Annotated in this window: 17 protein-coding genes, 1 riboswitch and 1 other annotated feature; of the genes, 4 read left to right on the top strand and 13 right to left on the bottom strand. The window is 38.3% G+C overall.

Features of this window, described 5'->3' with window-relative positions; genetic code table 11:
- Positions 1-33: 33 nt before the first annotated feature.
- Positions 34-2,445: an AraC family transcriptional regulator gene (locus BR73_RS0115265; RefSeq protein ID WP_033166238.1), complete on the bottom strand. Its 2,412-nt coding sequence runs from the start codon at positions 2,443-2,445 to the stop codon at positions 34-36.
- 736 nt (positions 2,446-3,181) lie between these two features.
- A complete protein-coding gene (locus BR73_RS0115260) occupies positions 3,182-4,753 on the bottom strand; it encodes a glycoside hydrolase 43 family protein (protein WP_033166237.1) in 1,572 nt (523 codons plus the stop codon).
- A 184-nt stretch (positions 4,754-4,937) separates the two neighbouring features.
- Here BR73_RS0115260 and BR73_RS0115255 point away from each other — a divergent pair, with 184 nt between their 5' ends.
- Entirely contained in the window at positions 4,938-5,765 is an 828-nt protein-coding gene (locus BR73_RS0115255) for an AraC family transcriptional regulator (protein ID WP_033166236.1), read from the top strand.
- Positions 5,766-5,841: 76 nt separating this feature from the next.
- Here the strand turns inward: BR73_RS0115255 and BR73_RS0115250 are convergent, their stop codons facing one another.
- From BR73_RS0115250 to BR73_RS0115205, 9 genes are all read right to left on the bottom strand, one after another.
- The gene (locus tag BR73_RS0115250) at positions 5,842-6,558 is read right to left on the bottom strand and encodes an N-acetylmuramoyl-L-alanine amidase (protein ID WP_033166235.1); all 717 of its coding nucleotides are present in this window, start codon (positions 6,556-6,558) and stop codon (positions 5,842-5,844) included.
- 229 nt (positions 6,559-6,787) lie between these two features.
- A complete protein-coding gene (locus tag BR73_RS0115245; RefSeq protein ID WP_033166234.1) occupies positions 6,788-7,102 on the bottom strand; it encodes a hypothetical protein in 315 nt (104 codons plus the stop codon).
- A gap of 191 nt (positions 7,103-7,293) precedes the next feature.
- Positions 7,294-9,732 carry a leucine--tRNA ligase gene (gene leuS, locus BR73_RS0115240; RefSeq protein WP_033166233.1) on the bottom strand — a complete coding sequence of 813 codons (2,439 nt, stop codon included), beginning with the start codon at positions 9,730-9,732 and terminating at the stop codon, positions 7,294-7,296.
- A 66-nt stretch (positions 9,733-9,798) separates the two neighbouring features.
- Positions 9,799-10,123, bottom strand: a binding site (T-box leader).
- Positions 10,124-10,169: 46 nt separating this feature from the next.
- A complete protein-coding gene (locus BR73_RS0115235; protein WP_051685223.1) occupies positions 10,170-11,522 on the bottom strand; it encodes a metallophosphoesterase in 1,353 nt (450 codons plus the stop codon).
- A 525-nt stretch (positions 11,523-12,047) separates the two neighbouring features.
- Positions 12,048-12,530 (bottom strand): Cys-tRNA(Pro) deacylase, encoded by a 483-nt coding sequence (ybaK, locus tag BR73_RS0115225; protein ID WP_033166231.1) that lies wholly within the window; start codon positions 12,528-12,530, stop codon positions 12,048-12,050.
- Positions 12,508-13,698, bottom strand: coding sequence for a ribonuclease E/G (locus BR73_RS0115220; RefSeq protein WP_033166230.1), 1,191 nt, complete (start codon positions 13,696-13,698; stop codon positions 12,508-12,510). The genes ybaK and BR73_RS0115220 overlap by 23 nt, the downstream gene beginning before the upstream one ends.
- A 1-nt stretch (position 13,699) precedes the next feature.
- Complete coding sequence (locus tag BR73_RS0115215; protein WP_033166229.1) at positions 13,700-14,452, bottom strand: TIGR03936 family radical SAM-associated protein; 753 nt, start codon at positions 14,450-14,452, stop codon at positions 13,700-13,702.
- Entirely contained in the window at positions 14,449-16,332 is a 1,884-nt protein-coding gene (locus tag BR73_RS0115210; RefSeq protein ID WP_033167493.1) for a TIGR03960 family B12-binding radical SAM protein, read from the bottom strand. Before BR73_RS0115210 ends, BR73_RS0115215 begins: the two co-directional genes overlap by 4 nt.
- A 452-nt stretch (positions 16,333-16,784) precedes the next feature.
- A complete protein-coding gene (locus tag BR73_RS0115205) occupies positions 16,785-17,174 on the bottom strand; it encodes a hypothetical protein (RefSeq protein WP_033166228.1) in 390 nt (129 codons plus the stop codon).
- A 322-nt stretch (positions 17,175-17,496) separates the two neighbouring features.
- A riboswitch (THF riboswitch) is annotated at positions 17,497-17,595 on the top strand.
- Positions 17,596-17,663: 68 nt separating this feature from the next.
- Between BR73_RS0115205 and BR73_RS0115200 the strand changes: the two genes are divergently transcribed.
- Entirely contained in the window at positions 17,664-18,218 is a 555-nt protein-coding gene (locus tag BR73_RS0115200) for a folate family ECF transporter S component (RefSeq protein WP_033166227.1), read from the top strand.
- Positions 18,219-18,332: 114 nt separating this feature from the next.
- Here the strand turns inward: BR73_RS0115200 and ltrA are convergent, their stop codons facing one another.
- Together ltrA and BR73_RS29425 are read right to left on the bottom strand one after the other, a co-directional pair.
- Complete coding sequence (gene ltrA / locus BR73_RS0115195) at positions 18,333-19,613, bottom strand: group II intron reverse transcriptase/maturase (protein WP_035297516.1); 1,281 nt, start codon at positions 19,611-19,613, stop codon at positions 18,333-18,335.
- A 559-nt stretch (positions 19,614-20,172) separates the two neighbouring features.
- A complete protein-coding gene (locus tag BR73_RS29425) occupies positions 20,173-21,984 on the bottom strand; it encodes a family 43 glycosylhydrolase (protein ID WP_033166225.1) in 1,812 nt (603 codons plus the stop codon).
- 512 nt (positions 21,985-22,496) lie between these two features.
- Between BR73_RS29425 and tyrS the strand changes: the two genes are divergently transcribed.
- Entirely contained in the window at positions 22,497-23,732 is a 1,236-nt protein-coding gene (gene tyrS, locus BR73_RS0115185; protein ID WP_033166224.1) for a tyrosine--tRNA ligase, read from the top strand.
- A 30-nt stretch (positions 23,733-23,762) separates the two neighbouring features.
- Positions 23,763-24,752 (top strand): hypothetical protein, encoded by a 990-nt coding sequence (locus BR73_RS0115180; RefSeq protein ID WP_033166223.1) that lies wholly within the window; start codon positions 23,763-23,765, stop codon positions 24,750-24,752.
- Positions 24,753-24,878 lie beyond the last annotated feature (126 nt).

Here is a 24,878-nt window from a genome sequence, read left to right as displayed (position 1 = left end):
TTATAGTGTTATTTTCATAGTGTTCTTTCTATTTTATACCAGGCTTTGTGGTTGTTCAAATGCTTCAAACCCATAAGGTACCTCCGTATAGGAAGGCTGGGTTCTAAGTGCTGCCGGATTCGTTCCGATAACTCTTTTAAATGCCCGTCTAAAGGATACACAATTGGTATATCCTGTCTTTTCAGCTATATCATTAACATTCATATCCGTTCCCTGAAGCAGATTAACAGCTTGCTGTATACGGATATTCTCCAGATAGTCTGAGAAGTTCTGATTCGTAACTTTCTTAAACTGCAGGGAGAAATAACTTTCTGAAATATTGAATTCCTGGGAAATCTTACTTAAAGATAAGGTGCTGTCACTATAATTCTCCTGAATATAGTCCTGTATCTTTTCAATGAGTCCCTGCTGTCTTTGCCTCAGCACGTAGATTTGGCATAATTCCCTGGCAATATCCTCGATGAGTTCAAAGCTTTTCTTCTGATTGAATTTCTCATCCAAATCACTTATCTTATCCGACTCAAAATTGTTCGGCAGCATAAAACGTATCTTAAGCAGTGTATTTCTAATGTCTGAAAGCAGCCATTTGCTCATGGTAATGGATAGGGAACGTTCCACGAAATTCTCCAGATAGATATTCTTGAGCAGGCTAAGCATCTGATTTTCTTTACCGTTTGTAATAAATTGCAGGAGCTGGCTTTCCATTTCAATGGTATAACTGTATTGATCCATATCCTTATTGATTTCATGATATAACTGAAGAATATGCTCCGGCCCGGCGTATCTAAGCGCCTCCATAGCATGTTGTGATGCCTGCCAGGTCTGATAGAGATTTGTAAAAGCCTCACTGATGCCGCCATATATTACAAGTGATAAGGTATCCTTAAGCTCACGATATGCTTTGTGAAATTGTATTCTTGCCCTGTCATAAAAAGCGGTGTCAGCACAATTATCCCCTGCCCCTTCTGCCTGGGAATTCATCTGGATAAGTACAGCATAGGACTGAAAATCAGCTTCATATAACAATACCCTGTCCTCAAAATTTCTCTCCAGCACCTCTTTTATAATCTCCTGAAAGCTGTTTTTGTTTTGGGCAAAATCATCTATATAGAATTCCAGCTCATTCAGATAGACCCCCAGATATAATACCAGGTAATTACTGTTTTCGTTATTGAGATTTAATACCTTGGCAATCTGTTCCGTTTCAATGGGAGTATCGGAAAGACCTTTCATCAATCTTGAGAGATATGCTGAGAATATGATAGGTCTCTGATGTTCTAGGGTCTCCTGCAAAGTAATCTTCTTATCAATCAGCAAATTAACATAATGGTCGATGGAATAGATAACATCCCTTTCCTTTACTTTCAATGTTCCTTCTTCACCTGAGAAAGAATTCATAAGCCTTGACTCCAACTGCTTAATAGGTTTGAGATTCTTCCAACTTAGGAGCACTAACAGAAACAAACCAATCGCAAGGACTAAAATAATTGCAGCCCAGTATATTCGCTGAATAAAAGCCAGATTGTGGAATACCATGGTAGAAGGCTGCACAAGATAATAGCTCCACAGATTGTTATTGGAGGATACTCTGGTTATAAGCATTTTTTCATGATTTAACGTAGTATAGCCGGTATTTTTATTTTCTTTTAATAGATTAGTTGTATCTAGTATAGCCATTTCAGAAAAAGAAGAGGTTGATAAACGGAATATCTCCCTGCCGCTGCTATCGGTAATACTTAAGAAACCAGTATCATAGGTATTAATTCCTGCAAATAAATCTTTGAAATAATTTTTGTTGATACGGTAGCATATGGTGACCGGTGCCTTTGTATAATTTCTATAAATGGACATAGGGTATGTATATAGCAGAAAATCATCCCTTACATCGGTATATTTCTTTAGACTCTGTGGTTTTCCATAAGCTGCTGTGTCTGTCAGCAAGGCGAGATATTCCTGGTAATACTCTTTCTTATACCTTTTATTATATTGATAGTACAGGATACTTTTCTCAAATTCATTGGCGGAAAGCACGTAATCCGTCTCATAGAAATAAAGAAAGACATCCTCAAAGAAAGTCATATTCTGTATGGATAATAAATTTTGCAGGCTTTTTTTAGCATCCCAGGCTTGAAGATAATAATTGTGGTCTGTTGTACTGTTATGCATTAATTTAACGATTTCTGCATTATTGGATATTTGAGAATTGATGGAAGACATGATCTTAAAACTGTTGTCCACATCGGTAACAGCCTTCTCAAGATTCACCTGATTTTCCTTCAGTAAATCTTTCTTAACGTTGTTAATACTGTAATAGTACATAATTAAACCCAGTATCAGAATAATGACAAGAAGAAAACTATAAGAACAGACCAGACGCAGCAAAAAACGGTCATTATACTTCTCTTTGAATATACTCTTACGTGAATTTCCTCTTTGTTCATCCATTGTAATCCCCCCTCACAGATAGATGTTTGTATAAAATCTTATCACAAATAAATAAAAGCTGTAATTTATATGTAAATACTTACATTATTATCTTACTAATTATTAACAAATTAGTCAATGGTTTTTCACCTGTTTTCGTTTTATTTACTAAATCGGTTTATAATTTTAATAGAATCACTGATATTAAGCGGTGTTAACATGTACTACTTGTACAATTAAGGCAGAATAGTAATATTAAGAATTCTTGAGAAATACATGATTTTTATACTCAAAGCTCTGTTTGCTAATTCAGATTGAAAATATATGTTTGAAATTTTAATAGTAAGACATATTCTGTTAATTATTCAATTTACCAGTTATAATGAAAGCACTTACATACTTTTTATTATAAGAAATTATTAGTATTTTTCATTTTCTTTTTAAACCAATATACCATCTTTTTCAAAGGATATTATATAAAATCTAATCAAAAGGATAATAAGGATATTAATTAAGAATTAAAAATAGAAAAAGAAGAACAAATCAATAATTTAGGCATCGGAAACTGTTAGAATGGCTAATTATAAATAAGAGCATTCTAACAGTTTCTGATGCCTGAATTATAAATAAGAGCATTCTTTAAGGCCTTACATCTTTGCATTATGAATACTCTTATTTTTACATATACAATTATTTAAAAATCACTATGTAGCTGCGCTGAATATATTCTTTTCATTGATATGGTAAAATTTCAAATTTAATTAAAATCTGTCATTTCAAAGTATTCAAATTGAACCCTTCCTTTACCGCAGTTATCATCCGCTATTGCAAAAATACCTGTTCTGACGCCAACCCAGACAGCTCCTTCAGGAGTGAATCTCTTTGTCGGAGCGCTCCAGGCTTCCTCATGGATTTTATACCTGAATTCACAGTATTCATCCGGATAAAATGTCTGGCTTAGACAGATACTGCTGCAATTATTAATTACAACTTCCTTTTTTATGATTTCCCTGCGGCTTTCTCCTTCACCTTCTGATTCCAGATAAATCAACTTGGTCTCCAGTTCATTTTTCTCTATACATAGAGCCGCATATTGATTACCTATAATTACAATACCGCTTCTGCCATTGGTAAGTTCACTGATATCAAGCTTTGTTTCAGCCCGAAAGGATAGCCTGTCGATTTTCCTGGTCAATACATTTGCACTGTTCCACAATAGAGCAGTAGTCTCATTCGTAGTATTAACGGGATACAGTACCAGAGAACCAGGTATTTCTGTTAGAGAAAAAAACTCCTTTTTGTAATTAGCCATCCATTGCCAGGGAAGTGAAAGCTCAGAGGCTGAAAAATCCTCAGCTGCCCAATACTCCTTTAAGTAATCTGGCGGCACCTCTAAAGGTTTTCTGTATTCCTTAACCGGCTCTCCGATGCCATCGCTGTTACTGTCAATTCCAATAACAGGCCAGCCGTCTGACCAGTTAACAGGCTGCAGGTGAGGTATTCTTCCGTAAGCTCCTTTTTGCTGAAAATGAAGAAACCATTCCTCTCCCTCCTGTGTATCTACAAGACCTCCCTGATGAGGACCGTTAATGTCTGTATCTCCCTGCTGCAATACAATTTTTTCTTCATAAGGACCATAGATGGAGGGACTTCTTAATACAGTCTGCCAGCCGTATTTTACTCCACCGGCAGGTGCAAATATATAATAGAATCCATTCTTTTTATAGACTTTGGGGCCTTCGATTGTCGGCTGAGTTAATGTGCCGTCATAAATAATTCTGTCTTCTCCCAATAGCTGATCTCCAGCTTCATTTAATTCAAAGATAGCCAGTTTGCTCTTGATACCGGCTCGGCTGTTTGCATATGCATGAACCAGGTATCCCCTGCCATCCTCTTCCCAAAACGGACAGGTATCAATTAACCCTTTGCCTTGCTTAAGGCACACCGGAGGCGCCCATTCTTTAAGAGGGTCCATTGTACTGGTCATAAATATTCCTTCGTCAGGCATTCCAAAATAAATATAGAATCTGTTCTTATGAAATCGTATGCTTGGAGCCCAAATACCTTTTGCATGTGCAGGCTTTTCGTAATCTTTATAGGGAAGACAGCGTACGGCATAATTCACCAGCTTCCAGTTTACAAGATCTTTAGATATCATTATTGGGAGTCCAGGCATAAAGTTGAAACTGGATGCTGTCATGTAATAGGTATCTCCTACCCTGATTACATCGGGATCTGAGTAATCCTCGTAGAGTAAGGGGTTTTGATAACTGCCGTTTTGTAAATCCGCTCTTCTAAGAGGCGGTACTACTTGTTTTATTGAATTCATTATATCCTCCTGTTAATTTTTGATTTTATTGCTATATAAACCCTCATTTTGTGTTTATGAGATATTACTTACTAAACAACACAAAATTCATAAAATAACTGCTGGAAATTTTCCTCACATAGCTTGTCCCGGTAATGTAAAAATGCTACAATAAATCAAAAATGTAATAACCAATGGAGACCTTATGAATACCTTTTATCAAAACAACAAGGATGCTTTTCGATGTTATCAATCCATTAATCTGACCTATCCTTCGCATTTACATAAACAGCTGGAAATTCTGTTTGTATTATCCGGCTCAATTACCGTAACCATCGAGAATAAAAGCTCTGTCCTTAATGAGGGTGATATGTCAGTCTGTTTTCCTAATACGATACACAGCCTTTGTACCCCTGATAGCAGCCGTATTATCATATTGATTTTTGACAGGTATCTTTTGGATATACCAGGAATCGATTTATCCTCGGCAAAACCTGTTAATCCCTTCCTCCAGAACAATATACTTCACAAAGATATTCCCTATTGCCTGCAGGGTATGCTGGATTTAAGGGAATCCTTTGAATCCCGGCATCTTGACACAAAGCAAAAGGCCTATCTCTCTTTAACCATGTGCCGGCTGCTGGAGATACTTACCTTTGATAAAACCTCATCCCGGTCTGACAGCTATTCTGCTGACCTGGAATTGGTCCATAATGCACTGGTAATCATTGATAATCATTATAACGAGCCCCTTACACTTAGCCTGGTAGCTGAACGGCTAAATACCAGCAAATATTATCTGTCGCGTTCCTTTAACAAGCAGCTTAAAATATCCTTTCAGCAATACCTGAACCGTCAGCGATTGCAGGAGGCACAGTATCTGCTGGAGAATACCCGGTTTACAGTAACAGAAGTTTCATTTCAGACAGGCTTTGAGAGTATGCGTACCTTTTACCGCGTTTTTCAAGAGGTATATAAGATGTCACCAACTGCTTACCGTAATAAAAGCTGTGAAAGACTTACCAATATGTAGATATCATAACTCCAGAGATTTAAATATTCATGCCAAAATGATATTATATTATGCCATTTCTTGCAGCTGTCATTTGTTAGTCTCCTGCTACTTTATTATCACCGGTATTCTGCTGAATATAGGAAAGCAGTCCTAACATTATTCCATAGGCAACCTTTTCCTGATAGTCATCCGCCAGCAATAAAGCTGCTTCTTTTCGATTGGAGAGAAAGCCGCACTCTACTATGACCAACGGACATTTTGAATTTATAAGCATGTAATAGGAACTGTTTGCTTTGGCAACCCTGTGATTGCCGTCCTTTAAGGTATTTTTAGCGTAATCCTGAATGGTTTCTGCCAGCAGCTTCCCCTTTTCTGAACCCTGGTAATAGAATACCTGCAAGCCTTTGATAGCCTCCTGTGAGAAACTATTCTGATGGATACTGACAGCTAAAAGCGCATCCGTAGTATTTATTATTTTCACACGGTTTCTCATATCAGACCGCTTCTTATCCGAAGCATTTTTGCTGTAAAGCCCAATGTCATCTTCTCTGGTCATTATAACCTTAATTCCTTTATCCTCTAATAGTGATTTGAGTTTTAAGGAGATGCTTAAGTTTATATCCTTTTCCAATGCCTTATTAACTCCAATTTTACCAGGGTCAAAACCGCCATGCCCAGGATCAAGCACAATTGTTACCGGATCGGATTTGTTCAATAATTTCTGAACCAGATTTATTCCATTATTATAAAAAAGGGTTAATATGGCTAATGTTAAACATATTGCCACTACTGTAATAAGCTTTTTTTTCATGTCAGCACACCTAAAATTATTATATATAATCTTATGTCAGCGTTTTTGATATAAGTCATAATCTTATGTCAGCGTTTTTAATATAAGTCTGACAGCAGTTATATTAATAAAAAGCTTCTAATCTTATATATCAAAAAAGAGATTCAGAACATAGAAAACAGTCTGAATCCCTTATCGGTTATGCCAATAACTTTTATTCCAATACCTTTTATTATGACAACGCTGTTACTTATTTATTACCCGTTATCTGCTCCGCTGCTTCCTGCCTGTTGGTATCTTTTGAATCCTCACAGCAACTGTGTTTATTACCTCGAAGCATCATAAATATCATTAGTCCCATCATTACCGGGCAAATAAATGGAGCCACATAACCTAATATTCGAGACGCTGCAGGACTGATCCTGGCAATATAAGGTAACAGTGAAAGGATGAGTATAGGTAACCCACAGCACAATACCATATGAAGCATATGTTTACCAGGTGAATGCTTTGCAGATTTCACTCCATGATTATTTTCATGGTTTTTATTTTTTAATATTCCCATTTTAAATACTCCTGTTTTAATATTTTCTTTGAGAATAGTATAATTAAGTTATATGGAGTTTTTATGTAGATGAGCAAATATTCTCCTTCGCTACAGTCCTTTTAAAAGAATAGCGCAGTTTTACTGCGCCATTCTTAATAAAATATTCGATTTATTCTTTTGTAAAAATGCGTCACCCGTTATCCAGTTATTTATCTGACAACAAAGTTGATTAATCTTCCTTTGGCATAGATTGTCTTAAGAATATTTTTATCTCTAATCTCCTGTTCAATCTCTTTCCGTTTCAGTGCCAAATCCTTAATTGTCTCTTCCGAAGCATCTGCTTCAACCTGTATTCTGCATCTGTTCTTACTATTAATCTGAATAACGAGCTCTATTGTCTTGCCGGTCAATTTATCCCTTTTATATTCCGGCCAGCTGCTGTCAAAAATTGACGTCTTATTACCAAGTATCTCCCAGATTTCCTCTGAATAATGAGGTGCAAAAGGGGATATCAGTCTTATGAAATCCGTCAGGATATCAAGTTCAAAGACCGTATTGCGGCTTTCTTTCCTTTGATATTCTGCTATGGCATTTCGAAATTCCATTAAACGGGCTATTGCCGTGTTAAATTGAAATCTTTCCACATCCTCTGTAACAGCTTTGATTGTTCTGTGACGGATAGTATCAAGCTCAGACTCCCCTTCCCCTTTGTCTGACTTGGCAGTTTCCAGATAACATTCAATTATCCTGTTCATTTTATCAAAGAAACTTCCAATTGATTTTATTCCAGCATCACTCCAGGGACCGCCTTCCAGATAGGAGAAGCCAAAAGCCAGATACGTACGGAAGACATCTGCACCGTACTGTTCTATATATTCATCCGGAGATACTGTATTTCCTTTGGATTTGCTCATCTTCTGACCATCACTGCCCAGAATAATCCCCTGATGCACCAAATTCAGAAAAGGTTCATCCCCTTCTGTATATCCCATGTCTCTCAATGCTTTATATATAAATCTGGCATACAGTAAATGCATGGCAGCATGTTCTATTCCGCCTATATATTTATCTACCGCCATGAGCTGTTTCATTTTACCCATATCCCAGGGGTTTTGAACATTATGTGGATCAATATATCTTAAGTAATACCAGGAAGAACAAACAAAGGTGTCAAGGGTATCTGTTTCACGAACAGCAGGACCTTTGCAACAAGGACAGGTGGTATGCTTGAATTCTTCATGCTGTGCCAACGGGGATTTGCCGCCTGGTACAAAATCAACATCAAAAGGCAGTTCAACGGGAAGGTCATTTTCAGGAACCGGTACAATACCACATTTTTCGCAGTATATAATGGGTATCGGTGCTCCCCAGTACCGTTGTCTAGACACCAGCCAGTCACGTAATCGATAATTTTTCTTACGTCTTCCTTTGTCTGTTGAAATTAGTTCCTCTGCAATTACCTCTTTCGCTGTATCAGAATCCTGTCCGGTATAGGCACCACTGTTAATAAGAACACCTTTATCCGTAAAGGGCAGCCCTACAGTATGAGCCTTATCAATACTCTTTATTACTTCTATAACTGGCAGCTGATATTTAACTGCAAACTCATAATCCCTTTCATCATGAGCCGGTACAGCCATAACAGCCCCTGTTCCGTATGAGCCCATAACATAGTCACTGATCCAAACCGGAAGCTTCTCTCCTGTAATAGGATGAATACAATATGCACCGGTAAATTCACCTGTCTTCTCTTTTGTTAAGGAGGTCCTGTCTATTTCTGTTAAAAATGCTGTCCTCTGCTGATATTCCTCTACAGACTTTTTCTGCTGGGGGGTAGTTATTGTATTTACAAGGGGATGTTCCGGGGCAAGCACCAGATAAGTTACTCCCATCAGTGTTTCTACACGGGTTGTATACACCTCGATGATACCGGCAAAACCTTCAACTGCAAATTTCACTTCCGTTCCGCTGCTTCTGCCAATCCAGTTTCTTTGAATAGCCTTTGTTTTGGCAGGCCAGTTAAGAGAATCCAACCCCTCTAAGAGTTCATCTGCGTAATCTGTAATTTTAAAGAACCATTGCGTCAGTTCTTTTTGTTCTACCTTAGTGCTGCAACGTTCACACGAGCCATTAATAACCTGTTCATTAGCCAGAACAGTATTACAGCCAGGACACCAATTTACCGGAGCCTCTTTGCGATAGGCAAGACCTCTTTTATAGAGCTGTAAAAATATCCATTGAGTCCATTTATAATACTCTGGTTCACAGGTTTTAATTTCATAATCCCAATCATAAGTAGCGCCAATGGTTCTTAATTGCTTTTCCATGGTCTTTATGTTGGCTTCAGTTGATATCTTAGGGTGAACTCCCGTCTGAATGGCATAATTCTCTGCCGGCAGGCCAAAAGCATCAAAGCCCATGGGATGAAAGACCTGATACCCCTGCATTCGTTTCATTCTGCCCCAAATATCAGAAAGGCCGAAGTTCCACCAATGCCCCAAATGAAGTTTTGCTCCTGAGGGATATGAGAACATTTCCAGTAAATATAATTTTTCCTTTTCAGATTCCGGATTAAATTTATATAACCCGGAAGTTTCCCAGTTACTTTGCCATTTGGCATCAGTTTCTTTTGAGTAAGCGATACCCATTTATAACTCCTTTCTATAAGCATTCACAGGTTTTCCCTATAAATGAATAAAGTCTCCCTTTCTCATTTCAGAGACGAAGGGAGACTTTCGCGGTACCACTCTAATTCATGCAGCTGCATGCACTCAATTTGATACAGGTTTATTGGTTAAGAAATAAAAAAACTTCTATCTCAAAAAAGAGACAGAAGTTAACTGTTATACCACTCTTAATAATCGATACCAATAAAGCTCTATATCTATCCCCTCTAACGGTGGGCTTCCGGCTTAACCTACTAAATCGTTCAGTCAGCTACTCCAAGGTGAGTTCACCATGCTCTAATTCTTGTTTCGCACCCTCCAACAAGTCTCTGGTAATTATACTATGGTTAATAATCCTTCTCAACGTATTTGCTTTTTTATTGACACATCATAACACTGGTTCTTAGAAAGGTCAAGTACTATTTGATATGCATTTTATTATTATCAATATCATTGTGAGGAATCATACTAAGAATATATGCTCTCATGGTTTCCAGTGCTTCTACCTGATCGGCAGCAATCCACAATTTATATCCTCTGGAATTCTCAATCTGCTCCTTTATAAGTCCTGTGGTTCCCCTGAAATAATTCAGATTTAATAATTTCATTGTTTCCGCCATATATCCGGCTTCAATCACTGTATACAAGCCGGTCTCAGCTACGACATTATAGGCTTTCGTAAAAGAAGCATTGGTAAAGAAGTCTTCTGAGTATGCAGAGAAATTAAGAAGATTTTCATCTGTTTTTCCATTTTCCCTGGCCCAGCCCTCAACATCAACTCTATCCGTTCTGTAATCAAAACCGCGTTCCGGTGAATAATTTAAAACACCGTATTGAAATGGATACATTACCATAGAGCTGGAAGCAATATCATATATCCTGTTCTCTTCCTCCCCGTTGAATTTAATATCCTGAATATGTAAATGTCCGCTAAAAACCAGATTAAGTCCATTATCTCTGAAGGTATTTTCAACATTTATGTGGTTATCAAGGGTAAATCCATAGTGTATTCTGGAACTGTGATTATAAAGATTATGATGCATAACCGTCACAATACGTGCATTTTTCTCTTTTGCCAGCTTACTGCACTTTTCAATCCACTTTAAGGTATCTTCACCCAGCTCTCCGTTGGTAACGGGAGTGTTGGTCTTATCATTCAGATAATACTCACAGGTATCCAGCATCAGCAGCCATACATCCTCCGAAGGGGCGGCGAGATAACTAAGTGAATAATTATCTCTTGAAATTGCCTCACCGAAACCGAAATCTTTATAGATGTCTTTGAACTCCGAGGAATCCACCGAAGGTACTTTAAATTTCTTATCTTCACTAAAACCTCTTGCCCAGGGATTTGAGATATCGTGGTTTCCGGGTATTACATAGATGCTTGTTCCGGAAGCTTCTTCTATTTCCTTAAATTTCTCTGCAAGTGCCAAATGACTTTCCTTCTCACCGTTGGTAGTCAGATCCCCGCTTACTATAAGTATATCGGGTTTTTCTTTTTCCACTTCACTTCCAAAGGCACTGACTATTTCGTCTATGTAATTTAATTGTCTTCCATCTCCGGTCTTCCAGTATTTCTGAAAGGCACTGCCGTTATCATGTACCGAATCTGCTATGTAATGAATATCAGTAGTTATATACATGGAGAGGTCCGTACCTGATTCGATGGGGATTGGCCTGTTACTGCTACAGGCAGTACCCATAAGAGATAATAATATAAATATTAGTATGAATGATGACAGCAGCAGTTTCTTAGGATGATAAGACATATTACATGCTCCTTTGATATATTTATTATGACAATGCAGCCCCAGCCACTGGTAATTAAAATATTTTACCCTTAAAGTCTTTTTGAGGCTCCATATATTTTACTTTTTTGCAATTAGGACACCTTATGATCTTACCCTCTACAGCATTCTGAGATAGGAGCATTTTCAGTAAAGATGGCTTGAATTCATGATAGCAAACCGGACACTTAAAATGTTCATGAAGATAGAAATATCGTAAACGGAATATCATATAAATTATGCAAATAATTAATAAGAAAAAAGCTATATACATTATTATTATACCTGGATTCTTATTCATATGCACCTTTCCTGATAAACAAATAGAAATTATAAGTTGAAATTAGTTTCTTAACCGTTTACAGGTGTAAAAATGCACTTATATGAGCATTATTACACCTGCAAAAAAGAAACAACAAAATTATCTTAGATATTATTATAAAGTTTAGCAAAGGTTAATGTATTCATATATATACATTAAAGTATAGATTCCTGTTCCTATCTGTATTAATCTGTAAGATCTGCAAAAGTTCCTTGTATAAATTCCATCAAAACAAAGGGTTCTACAACCATCTGGCATCCTCTTACTCCCGCACTGACAATCACAGCATCGAATAGCTGTGCGGTTTCATCCATAAAGGTCTGGTATTTCTTCTTCATACCAACAGGTGAACAACCGCCTCTTATATAACCGGTCAATCCCAGAAGGTCCTTTTGAGGGACCATTTCTATCTTCTTCTCACCGGTTATAAGGGCAGCTTTTTTCAAATTAAGTTCCTCTTTTACCGGAATGCAGAATACATATATCTCTGCTTTTCCCTTCGCCACCAGAGTCTTAAAGACCTGTTCCGGAGGAACACCCAGCTGGGCAGCTACATGTTCGCCGGATAAATTATTCTCATCAGGCTTATATTCATAGGTTTCATATGGTATACCGGCTTGTTCTAACAGTCTTACAGCATTTGTTTTATTCTTCCCTGATTTGTTCATAAAGAGGTTTGCGCACCTTCTTTCTTGTCACTTCCACCAGATTAAGAGCTGTCATGTCGACTAACACAGTTTTTACCGGATCTTTCTTCAGATATTCGGCAAAAGCATGCATTAAATTACTCTTAGCACTTTTATCCTCCATATCAATAAAGTCCACTATGATAATTCCTGAAAGATTACGGAGCCTGATCTGTTTTGCAATTTCCTCCGCTGCTTCCAGGTTCAATTTCAAAAAGGTTTCCTGTACCTGCCTTTTACCATAAATTGCTTTCCCTGTATTTACATCTATGACGGTTAAAGCTTCTGTAGGCTCAATAATTATTGTACCCCCGGATTTTAACCATACCTTTTTCTTCAGGGCATTCTCAAGCCCTGAATCAATACTGTATAGCTTCTTTAAAGATAACAGGGGATCCTCATAAAACTTAAGCTTTGAGCTGTCTTCTTTCTGATAATGCTTCAGATAACCGGATATTTCCTCATATAGATTCTTATCATCGGTAATAATCTCTGTCAGAGTTTCTGATAATCCGTCCCGTATATCACAAAGATAACCGGGTAAGGTCTTATGGATCAAAGAGAAAGGAGTCTTATATCTGGCATGCTCTAAGGTTTCACCATAGAGCTTAATAAGTGTCTGAGCCTCCAGTCTTAAGACTTCATCGTCAATGTTTACGGCATTTGTTCTTATAATAAAGCCATATTCCTCGTGCCTGAAGTCTTCCATCAGAGCTTTTAAACGTTTTCTTTCACTTTCATCAACAATCTTACCGGAGATTCCGATAAGATTGTTGCCGTGGGTCAGTACCAGATATTTTCCTGTAAAGTTCAGGTTTGTAATTGCCACCGGTGCTTTCGTCTTTACATCTGCCTTTGATATTTGAACCAGTACTTCATCATCAACTACCAGCTTATTGTTTTTCTTCGGATTGATAAATACAGGATTTTTAAGTTCAGCTAATGAAAGGTAGCACATTTTGCCTTTTTCATACTCTACAAAAGCAGCTGCGATATTAGCTACAATGTTCTTCACCTTACCAATATAGATGTTTCCGAGAATATTGTCTTCTTTTATGCTGAAGGCATTAACCTGAATCATCTCTTTCTCATTGTGTAAACTAGAGAGAATCCTGTCCGCATCCTTGGTAATTATAAGTTTATGTTTCATTTTACACCTCTGATAAGGGTACGAAGGATTTTTCTTCTGAAGCACTTTCCTGGTACAATTCATAACGGTGAATCTGGAAAGCATATTCATTGAATTCAATTCCGGCAAAGGCTGCAAAGGCTTCAAAAATCAGTTCCGGTTTAAGGTTATTAACACTGCCGGAGGATAGTTTAAGATATACCTTAATACCGTTATCATAACTTTCCGCCAGATCATTAGTATCAGAATGATTTACAAAGAATTCCTGAGGGGTATAACTATAGGAATAAATAAAAGGTCTTATATCCGTTTCAATTTCACTTTTCTTTGTTTTTTTGAGTATTACGATTTCTTCTTTTGCCATGAACTCTGTGAATTTCTGCCTGAATTCTTCCGCTGACAGGAAATCATAACCGTCCTTTAAGGATACCAGATAATCTGCAGCTGCAACACTTGCCATTGCATTTTTAAAGCCTTCCGGCAGCATAACCATATCTGTTACTTTAATAAACTCGTTCATGGCTGCATTTAATTTGTCCAATACCACGGATTTCTCCTCAAGAGTATTAAAGGATACATCTACGTACTCTGACTGGCTGGTCAGTCCTACTCCAAGAGGAGAAGCAAAGGACATAATCTGATGAGGATTAAAGCCCTGTGAATATTCAACATCAAGTTCTGCTCTTCTTACAGCTTTTTGAAAAAATCTCATGATATCCAGATGCCCGATGAATTTTACGGGACCTGTCTTTACAAATTTCATACGTACCATCATTCTGCACTTACCTCCTGCTCTCTTGTTTCAAAGCAGATACCGCCGCCAAATACTGTAGCTCCGCAAGCGGAACAAGCCATTTTACAGTTGGGAGTAAGCTTTGCTTCTTTCGCCTGTTTGTACTCTCTGGCGAGGAATGCCTTTGTAATACCGGCATCAATAAAATCCCAGGGCAGTATTTCATCTATTTCTCTTTCCCTGCAGGTATAGAAATCTATGTCAATACCAGTAGCAGCAATGGCTTTTTCCCATTTATCGTTGTCATAGAATTCTGACCAGGAATCAAAGAGACAGCCTTCCTTATAAGCTGCCAGTAAAGCCTGTCCGACCCTTCTGTCACCTCTGGCAAATACACCTTCTAAAACGCTTAATTCTGCTTCATGCCAATTATATTTGATACTTTTCTTGTTTAATTGTTCATTGAACTTGGAACGGAGGAAATGCTGTTTGTTTAAGTATTCCTTTGCAGTATCCATTCTTGACCACTGAAAGGGAGTAAAGGGTTTTGGCACAAAGAAAGAAGTACTGGCAGTAATGCCAATCTTTCCGTTTCTCTGATCCTTTGGAAGGGTGTAGTATTCTCTTGCAATCTTATCGGAAAGAATAGCAATTCCTTCAATATCCTCTTCATTTTCCGTGGGCAGGCCAAGCATAAAATACAACTTTACTCTGTTCCAGCCACCTTTAAAGGCTTCCATTGCACCATTTAGTATGGTTTCTTCTGTAAGTCCTTTATTGATAACATCTCTAAGTCTCTGGGAACCGGCTTCCGGAGCAAAGGTCAGAGAGCTTTTCTTAACATCCTGGACTTTGCTCATAACATCCAAAGCAAAGGCATCAATACGAAGAGAAGGCAAGGATATGTTAACTTTCTGTTTACCACATTCTTCAATCAGGAAATATACCAGTTCCTGTAAGCCTGAAAAGTCGCTGGAGCTTAAGGAACTTAAGGAAATCTCTTCATGACCGGTAGCTTTGAGCATTTCCGTTGCATACTCTTTTAAGAAGTCCATACTTCGTTCTCTAACCGGACGATACACCATACCGGCCTGGCAGAAACGGCAGCCTCTGATACAACCTCTTTGGATCTCCAGTACCACCCTGTCCTGGGTAGCTCTGATATAGGGAACCAAAGGTTTCTTGGGATAATAGGTGTTCTCGAGTTTCATTTCGACCTGCTTTTTGATCTTATCTTTTGCATGGTCATTATTTTTCCGAAAGCTTTCAATGGTCCCGTCTTCCTTGTAAGTTACATCATACAAGGAGGGGACATAGATTCCGTCAATTTGTGCAACCTTCTCCAGGTACTCCTTACGGCTTCCTCCCTGTTGCTTGTGCTCCTTGTAAAGGTCTAAGAGCTGGTCATAAACAGTCTCACCCTCACCGATATAAAAGAAATCAAAGAAATCCGCTAGAGGCTCCGGATTATAAGTGCAGGGGCCTCCGCCTAATACAAAAGGATCCTCTTCGGTTCTGTCTTTTGCCAGCAAAGGTATACCGGACAGATCCAGAATCTGCAGAACATTGGTATAACACATTTCATATTGAAGAGTTATACCCAGAAAATCAAATTTCTTTATGGGCTCCTGTGATTCCAAGGCAAACAGAGGGATCTTCTTCTCTCTCATTATCTTGTCCAGATCGGGCCAGGGTGAGTATACTCTTTCGCAATAAGTATCTTCCCTGCGGTTAAACATATCGTATAGAATCTGTATTCCCAAGTGAGACATTCCAATTTCATATACATCGGGAAAACACATACAGAATCTGATATCAACTGCATTTGTATCTTTTATGACCATATTCGTTTCATTGCCGATGTATCTGGCAGGCTTGTCTATGGTCATTAGAATTTCATCTGATAAAGCCAGTTTTTTCATTTTATTCTCCATTCCTTTACATGCATTTTGTGCATCAGAATTTGTGCTGGGGATTTCGCAGGCACAAATATGCGGTTTGAAATTATATTTCAACCTTACACCTACTGCATATCGCCGATATACCAGCAACACTGCCATAAATAATAAGAGCGAAAGAATTTTAGTATGGCAGCCTTTCAATAATAAATTTTCATTCACTCTTTTCTTAGAAAAACACATTGGTTTACATAATATAATTATGTGAATCAATGTGCTGTTTATAGCTTACAAACCATTATAGACTATGACTTGTAAAAATACAATCTATTTTAAACACTGGTAAAATGGAACATTGAATGAAAATGAATAAAAAAAGGGAAGGCAGACCTGACTATATACAGCTGCCTTTCCTTTGACTTTTGCCTTGAATAAAGTATATTAATTATAGCAAAATACTTATTTTTAGAAATAATCTACTGGCGTAATTTATCCAGGAAAGTGACAAAGAAATTCTGTGCCTCTTCCACCCCAACATTATCAGAAACCAGTTCTTCAATTTGCTTAACATTTACTTCCTTGATACTAAAATCAAACTGATCCATTAGAATTACTGTTAGAAACAGTAAACATGCGCAAATCAGACGAACCAGGAAGAGTTTCATATTAACTGTCTGTCCGGGCCTGTCGGTTGGTACGTCAACTCCGGCCGGATAGAATTCTTCCCGCATCAGCTTTTCCTTGTTCTTATATGCCGTATGTACTTTTCCATTTAAGTTCCCAGATTGATTTCTTGAACAACTTTCTCTTGCTAATTTTATGTACTCCGCTCTGTTAGGGATCATAAATTCTTCCTGTTTATCCATATCCTCATCCTTTCTTATAAGAATGCCAAACCACTGTTTAGGGCTAGTACAGCGTTTTAGTCCATTTTTTTATAAACGCTTTCTAGAGTTCATCCAGCCTAGAACATTGTATTCCTTATGGTGACTATCTTAGAACAGAAAGTATCTAACTTCCTTAAAAATATGCTTTAGCTTATAACTATGGTTGGTGTCTTATATTATAACTGTTGCTAATCGTTATTTTACATAGAACTTCTATCGGTAAACCTGGAATTTTTAGAATATTATCTATTGCCTGCAATAGGTTTTTCTGATATAGTATCTTCAAGTCAAAAACAAATATAGCAGAGTAGGATTTCGTGCGTTAAGTGTCATCGGAACGGGGAGTTGTCCGGTGGACGAAAAGGTAAAACTTGCGGTACGAAATTCGCATCCCGCTGCTACATGACAGGTTCTGCCTTCTCAATGTAGCATAAGTTTTTGCGACTATTAAGAAAAGGAGGTAGTACTATGTTCATTTTTAAGACATTGAAAGAATCTTCACAGGAACTCAAGAAGCTGAATACTCTGATAACCTGCTCTTTATTGCTGGCTATTTGTGTTGTTTTAGGACTTTTAGGTACCGTAATGTTAGGTCAGTTTATACGTATCAGCTTCAATTATCTGCCCATAGCCTTAGGCAGTATGCTCTTTGGCCCTGTTGCAGGAAGCATTTTGGGTGCGTTAAGCGATATACTCAATTACATTCTGGCACCGAAAGGACCCTTTTATCCCGGTTTTACCATTAATGCAATTATTACCGGGTTAATTTATGGTTTTGGTTTCTACCGTAAAAGGATCACAATTAAGAGGATTGCATTCATCAAAGTAATACTTGTAATTTGTGTTGATATCCTGTTAAGTACTTATTGGCTCTCAGACCTTTACGGTCAGGCATTCCTTGCGCTCTTACCCATGAGAGCATTAAAGAGTATCATCATGCTCCCCATTGATGTTGCTATGCTTTATTTTGTACTTACAAGATTACCGGCATTATTAAAGATCAACCGAAAAGAAAGCCTATAATATTTAATAAAAATAATATTTAATAATCGAGTAGGAGAAAATTTCTCTAGTTGAGAAATTTTCGACCTCTCACACCACCGCTCATGCGGTTCCGCAAGCGGCGGTTCAATCAACTTAACAAGTACACTTTTCAGAATAGTAATCTAACATTGAGACTAATCCAAATCGGGTTAGTCTCTCTTTTGTTATCGCTACATTCATTGCACCTCTCTGACATACAAACGCAATTCTAGCACCTGTGTATGCTGTTGAGAATGCCCATGCGCGACTAATACCGAGCTTAATAAGGTTCTTCGCTCTGTTCTGTGGGGTTTTCCAGTGTTTCCAGATACACATACGAAGTCGAAATCTCATACTCTTATCCAGTATTCCACACAGTTTCTTCATGCTCCCGATTTTGAAATAGTTTATCCATCCTCGAATAAGCTGATTCAGTTTCTTCACTTTATAATCGTTACCGACTCCCCAACTTCGACAAGTTAACTGCTTCATTCTTGCCTTGAACTTCGCTACTGACTTTGCGTGTGGTTTGGCTTTATATTGCTTGGCAAATGAGTCATAATAAAATCCAAATCCAAGATACTTGATACCTTTCGGCTTATCCACCTTGCTCTTGCTGACATTTACTTTTAATCCAAGTATTTTTTCTATAAATTTTGAAATGCTTTTCATTACTCGGTTTGCTGCCAGTTCACTTCCGACCATGATAATACAATCATCAGCGTATCTTACAAAATCCAGACTTCTTTGTTCCATTTCCTTATCCAGTTCATTAAGCATGATATTTGCCAACAGCGGTGATATATTTCCTCCTTGTGGTGTTCCAATAATGGAGTCCTCATACTCATCATCAATCATGACTCCGCTGACTAAGAATTTTCGAATGATAGAAATAACGTCTCCATCCTCAATTGTTCTTCCGATAATCGTCATCAGCTTGTCATGATTTACTGTGTCAAAGAACTTTTCAAGGTCAATATCGACAATCCAGCTGTGTCCCTCATTCATCATTTCTAATGCTGTCAGGACTGCTTGCTGTGCACACCGATTGGGTCTGAAACCATAGCTGTGGTCGTGAAAGTGTTTCTCAAAGATTGGAGTGAGCACCTGTGTTACTGCCTGCTGGACAAATCTGTCTGTTACCGTTGGTACACCTAGGTTTCTGACTCCTCCTTCTGGTTTTGGTATCTCCACACGTCTTACTGGTTGCGGTTTATATTTTCTCGTCCGCAACTGCTCCTTGATGATTTCGCCGTTCTGCGAAAGGTACTCACCCAGTTCTGTATACTCCATTCCGTCTACTCCTGCGGCACCTTTGTTTCGTACGACTTGCAGATATGCTGTATTAAGATTATCTTTGCTTAATATCTGCTCCATTAGACTACTTGTGTCCATGCGTTGTTTCCTTTCTGTCCCGTTTGCCTCTGCCATCTTTGACGTTATCGACAGATGTTGCTTTTGGCTACAAGTCGGAACCTACTTCAACTGATTAATTGTTCACCCCTTCGCTCCATCCCCATTACAGAGACTTCTTCACTACTATGGGCTATGCTGACTTCTCACAGTTCGTTGTTACTCGGCTGATGAAACCGCTGTGAGACCTCCCCGCGTAAGGTACGAACTCTTTCCCTCCATATATCTGCCGCATTTACTTTGTTCCTACAAATGTGATAGTTATTAGACTTTGCTTCATTTTGCAAGCTTATCTCTCGGAACCCAGCCTTTTATGCGATTTCTGTTCGTCAGACCAGAGGTTTGTCTACAGCTTCTTTCAGATTAAACCTCACGGTTTACACCCTTGCTGTTCAACTATACACTTCCCACTATCTGGGTGTGCTAGGGACTTGCACCCTTAAGAGCCCGCCCATGGCGGGCACACAAAAATAAGACCGCGAAAACCATATATGGCTGACGCGGTCTTTAATATATTTATTATATAGCCTTTTTTCTACCCTTATTTCGTAACTTTTACCGGCTTTATAAATCCCTCTTCACTGAACTCCAGTCTGTCAAGGCAGGTCTCACGATTATATCCCTCTTCTCCGGGATGCTGTCCAAGTGGTGTGCAGAATCTGTGATAAGCAATAAGGTACTCATCCTTGTCCGGTTCCTTAAAGATGATATGATGACCGGTTCCCAGAATACCCTTATCTGCATCCTTTGTAAGAATTGGATATTTGTATTCAATAGGACCATAAATGCTCGAAGCTATACCATAATTTACATGATAGTTTTCACTTCCGGTATCGTCACAGGACCAGGTGAAATGATAAATTCCGTCTCTTTTAACTGCCATAATAGCTTCTCTGAAATCATAGGCACCTTCCAGTTCCTTTATAGTTCCAGGTACCAGGCTTATCATGTCTTCACCCAGCTGCGCAATAACAGCGCCGCCATTCCCTAATAGAATATATGCACTGCCATCCTCCTCTGTAAAAATAGAAGGATCAATAGTCTGACTAATTGAAATATCTTCCGCTGCCAAGACTTCTGGTGTAATCAAAGGCTCTGACTGTGCAGTAAAAGGTCCGGCAGGATGACTTGCTACCGCAACGCCGATACAGGATACATTGTCTGTTCTTTTGGCACAGAAGTAATAATAGTATTTTCCGTTTCTTTCTGCAATGGCAGGTGCCCAGGCACTTCCTACAGACCAGGGAACCTGCTCTGAGGCTACATCTATAATTACACCTTCGTCCGTCCAGTTGACCTTATCTATGGATGAAAATACTTTGAATTTTGTCCCTGACCATCCGGTAAAACCGTCGCTGGTAGGATAAAGATAATACCTGTCACCGGCTTTAAGCATATCAGGATCAGCGTATAACCCATCTAATACCGGGTTAGCACAATCATAGGTCTTTATAAGCTGTTCATACTCTTCTGCTGTCAGATTAAGGATAGAACCATGCCTTTTCTTGTTAGCTCCCATATGGTATTCTTCTGTCTTTAAAGTCCTGAAGTCTCCCCTTGCAAAGTCCTTGGTAAATAAAGGCATATAACCGCCATTGGTAGCAAACTGATCAACCATCAGGCACCACTCATCTGAGCCGTTAATAGGAAAAGCTGCGGGACCTTCCACACCAAAGATATTATCAAGTGCTTCGGAAGCAACCGGGGTAAAAGGACCATCGATCAGATCCGGACACTTGTCCATGGTTATGTTCTTGGTAGTCTCATCTTTTGATATACGGTAATAATACTCTTTGTCTTTGATGATTGTGGTATCGATTACATGATTGTCTTTTTCAATGTATTTCACTGCTTTTGTAAAGGTTATAAAATCCTTTGTTAAGGAACAGTATATTCTTTGTTTTGCCTTAGCTTCTCCTGCTTCTCTTACCATGGAAGCCCAGAATACCAGATATTCTCCGGTCTTATCATTATATATTGCTTCCGGTGCCCATACACAGCCGGCTTCCGGTAACCCTACCTCCACCATACGCGGCTCGGCCCAGTTAACAAGGTCTTCGGATTCCCATATTAGAATGTTTCTGCTGCCGGAATACTGTGCAACTTCCCAGCCCTTACCGTTTGCTATTCTAAGGTCTGTAGCGATGATATAATATTTATCTCCCTCTGCAGAACGAATAATAAAAGGATCCCTTGCCCCTTTTTCACCTGCATTTGAAGTAAGTACCGGTCTGTTCCTATTCAAATCTTTCCAGTGTAAACCGTCTTCACTGACAGAAAAATATATCTGTTCCCCATTCTCATGCTCTCCTGTAAAATGAACAAACAGGTAGCCTTTGTATGCCTTTTCCATTTTATCCTCCAATCGCACCTTTGCGCACTCAAATCAGAAGTGGAAATTATTCTATTTCCATCTATCTGCTTTTGTTAACATCCAATTTTAAATCCGGCTTTTGCTTTACTAATAATACCGGATTACAAACCTGTTGTATATCTGGCTTTAGCTTTTCTAATGTTTCAAACAAATGCCGTTATGTCTAAAATACTTTACATATAAATAAACTATAACAAATTCAGCGGCAAAGTCAATACAAAATATACTATATATGCTGACTGTTAGTTTTCATTTAGCAGGAAAAAAAGCTTGGATATAAGGCGTTCCTACAGTTGAAAGGGGATAAAATCTTGATTCAGCGTTTTATTAAATTGTTTGATAATCATGAAAACCTGCTGCTTATATGTACATGCAGGAGCATAATTATAAGGCAATTTGTGAATTTATCTTAATACAAGCCTTGAAACAATTGAAAATCTCCTTCTTTTCATATATAATGTTACTAATTACTTAAAGGAGGAATATATAAAATGTCAGAGAATGTTTATGATATTTTATTGGAGCGTGGGTTTATCGAACAAACTACCCACGAACAGGAAATAAGAGAATTATTAGGGAAGGAAAAAGTAACCTTTTATATAGGCTTTGATGCAACGGCAGACAGTTTAACAGCAGGACACTTTTTAACCGTAATGGCTATGATGCATATGCAGCGTGCCGGACACAAACCTATTGCTTTATTAGGCGGCGGAACCACAATGATCGGTGACCCATCCGGTAAATCCGACATGCGTTCCATTATGACCAAAGAAACTATTCAGCATAACGCGGATTGCTTCTATAAACAGCTTTCACAATTTATCGATTTCGATAACGACAATGCAATCCTTGCAAATAATGCGGACTGGCTGTTAAATCTTAACTATGTAGAATTCTTAAGAGAGGTTGGTGTACACTTCTCCGTTAATAAGATGCTAACAGCAGAATGCTATAAGCAGAGAATGGAGAAAGGTCTTACCTTCTTCGAATTCAACTACATGATTATGCAGTCTTACGACTTCTTAAAGCTAAATCAAATGTATAACTGTACGCTACAGCTTGGTGGTAATGACCAGTGGTCCAATATCTTAGGCGGTGTAGACTTAATCCGCAGAAAAGAACAAAAGCCTGCTTTCGGTCTTACCTTTAAACTCTTAACCACCAGCGAAGGTATCAAAATGGGTAAAACCATGAAAGGTGCCGTTTGGTTAGATCCTGCCAAGACCTCCCCTTATGAGTTCTATCAATACTGGAGAAACATTGAGGATGTAAAGGTTGAGGAATGCTTAGGACTTCTTACTTTCCTTCCTATGGATGAAGTACGCCGACTTGGTGCTCTTAAGGATGCAGAAATCAACCATGCGAAAGATGTTCTGGCTTATGAAATTACGAAATTGGTTCATGGCGAAGAAGAAGCTGTTAAAGCCAGAGAAGCCTCAAAAGCATTATTTGGCGGTGGATTAAAATCTGATGATATTCCTACAACCTTCTATAAAGAAGATCAGTTTGCCCAGGGTATTGATTTAATCACGCTTATGGTAGACGGTAAATTAGCCTCCTCCCGTTCTGATGCAAGAAGAAATATCCAGCAGGGTGGCGTAACTGTTAATGACGAGAAAGTAATTGAATTTGACAAAGTGTTTACTGCTAACGACCTTGATTCCGATGGAATGCTGCTTATCAGAAAAGGTAAAAAAGCATACCATGCATTTAAAATTGAAGCATAAAAAATATCTATCCCTTAGGAGGTAACGTCTATGCCCTGGTGTCCTGAATGCAAATCAGAATATATTGACGGCTTCACCACCTGCAATACCTGTGGTGTGCCACTTGTTGACAACCTTGAGGAGACAGAAGAAACCATAGAATTCCTGGATACGAAAAAGGAATCCTTTGCAAAGAAATTTATTCAGTTTCTGGAATACTCCAACATTAAAAATGCTTCATATCAATACAAAGAGGAAGAAGCTTCCTATGCTATAATGATTCTTAAAAAGGATCAGAAACAGGTTAAGAAATTGTATGACGCTTTCTATGCTGTCGAAGCGGAAAAAACTTTAAAAGCCGCAGCAATGAAAGATGTCAGAGAAACTGCAGATAATGAGGAGTCTTCCGAGATCAAGGAAACTGAAACTGCTTACGATGATATTACCGGTGATGAGTCTGAGGAAATTTATGAGGATTTAGAAGACTCAGAGGAGGATATACCAGAAGAACTCTTCGCACAGGAGGAAGTTCAGGGAATTTTTGAAAGTGCAAGACCTGCCGTTGCAGAATCTGCTACTTATGTAAAAAAAGAAGAACAATACAGAGATTTAAGCTCTTCTGCCGTTACTTTCCTGGTAGTATCTGTACTTGGTCTGGTTGGTGTTGTATTAAATGCTCTGGGTGTAATTACAATCATATCAGGTCTGTTGTCTTACCTGGTTATGAGCGCTGTGTTTATTGCTTTCTTTATTATCGGTATAACTACCTATAGTAAGAGCAAAAAGGTAGAAAAAGAAATCAGTCAAGAAAATAACTTGACAGATGCAATTATTGACTGGTTAGATTCCAATGTCACAGAAGAAAAGGTTAATAGTTTTGCTAACAGTTCTGCTGCTGCAGAAGTTCAATTCCTTCAGAAGCTTGAGAAAATGAAAGCTCTTGTTGTGACACAATTCGGAGAAATGGATGATAAGTATCTGGACAGATTAATGGAAGAATACTATAACGATCATTTTGATGAAGCAGTTAATGAAGAATAAACAGTAGTAATCAGAGGGTATAACAAGCATATAAAACTTGTTATACCCTCTTCCTTTGTCTTTAGGAGCTCTAAGATTCCCTGTAATCACTAAATTGGCTAATGGCAACTGCATATTAACTAATAT

Source organism: Clostridium sp. KNHs205, assembly GCF_000702945.1.
In the GTDB taxonomy this organism is placed as follows: Bacteria; Bacillota; Clostridia; order Lachnospirales; family Lachnospiraceae; genus Anaerocolumna.
Note: the sequence above shows the minus strand (reverse complement) of the source record. Positions and strands in the feature narration are given on the sequence as shown.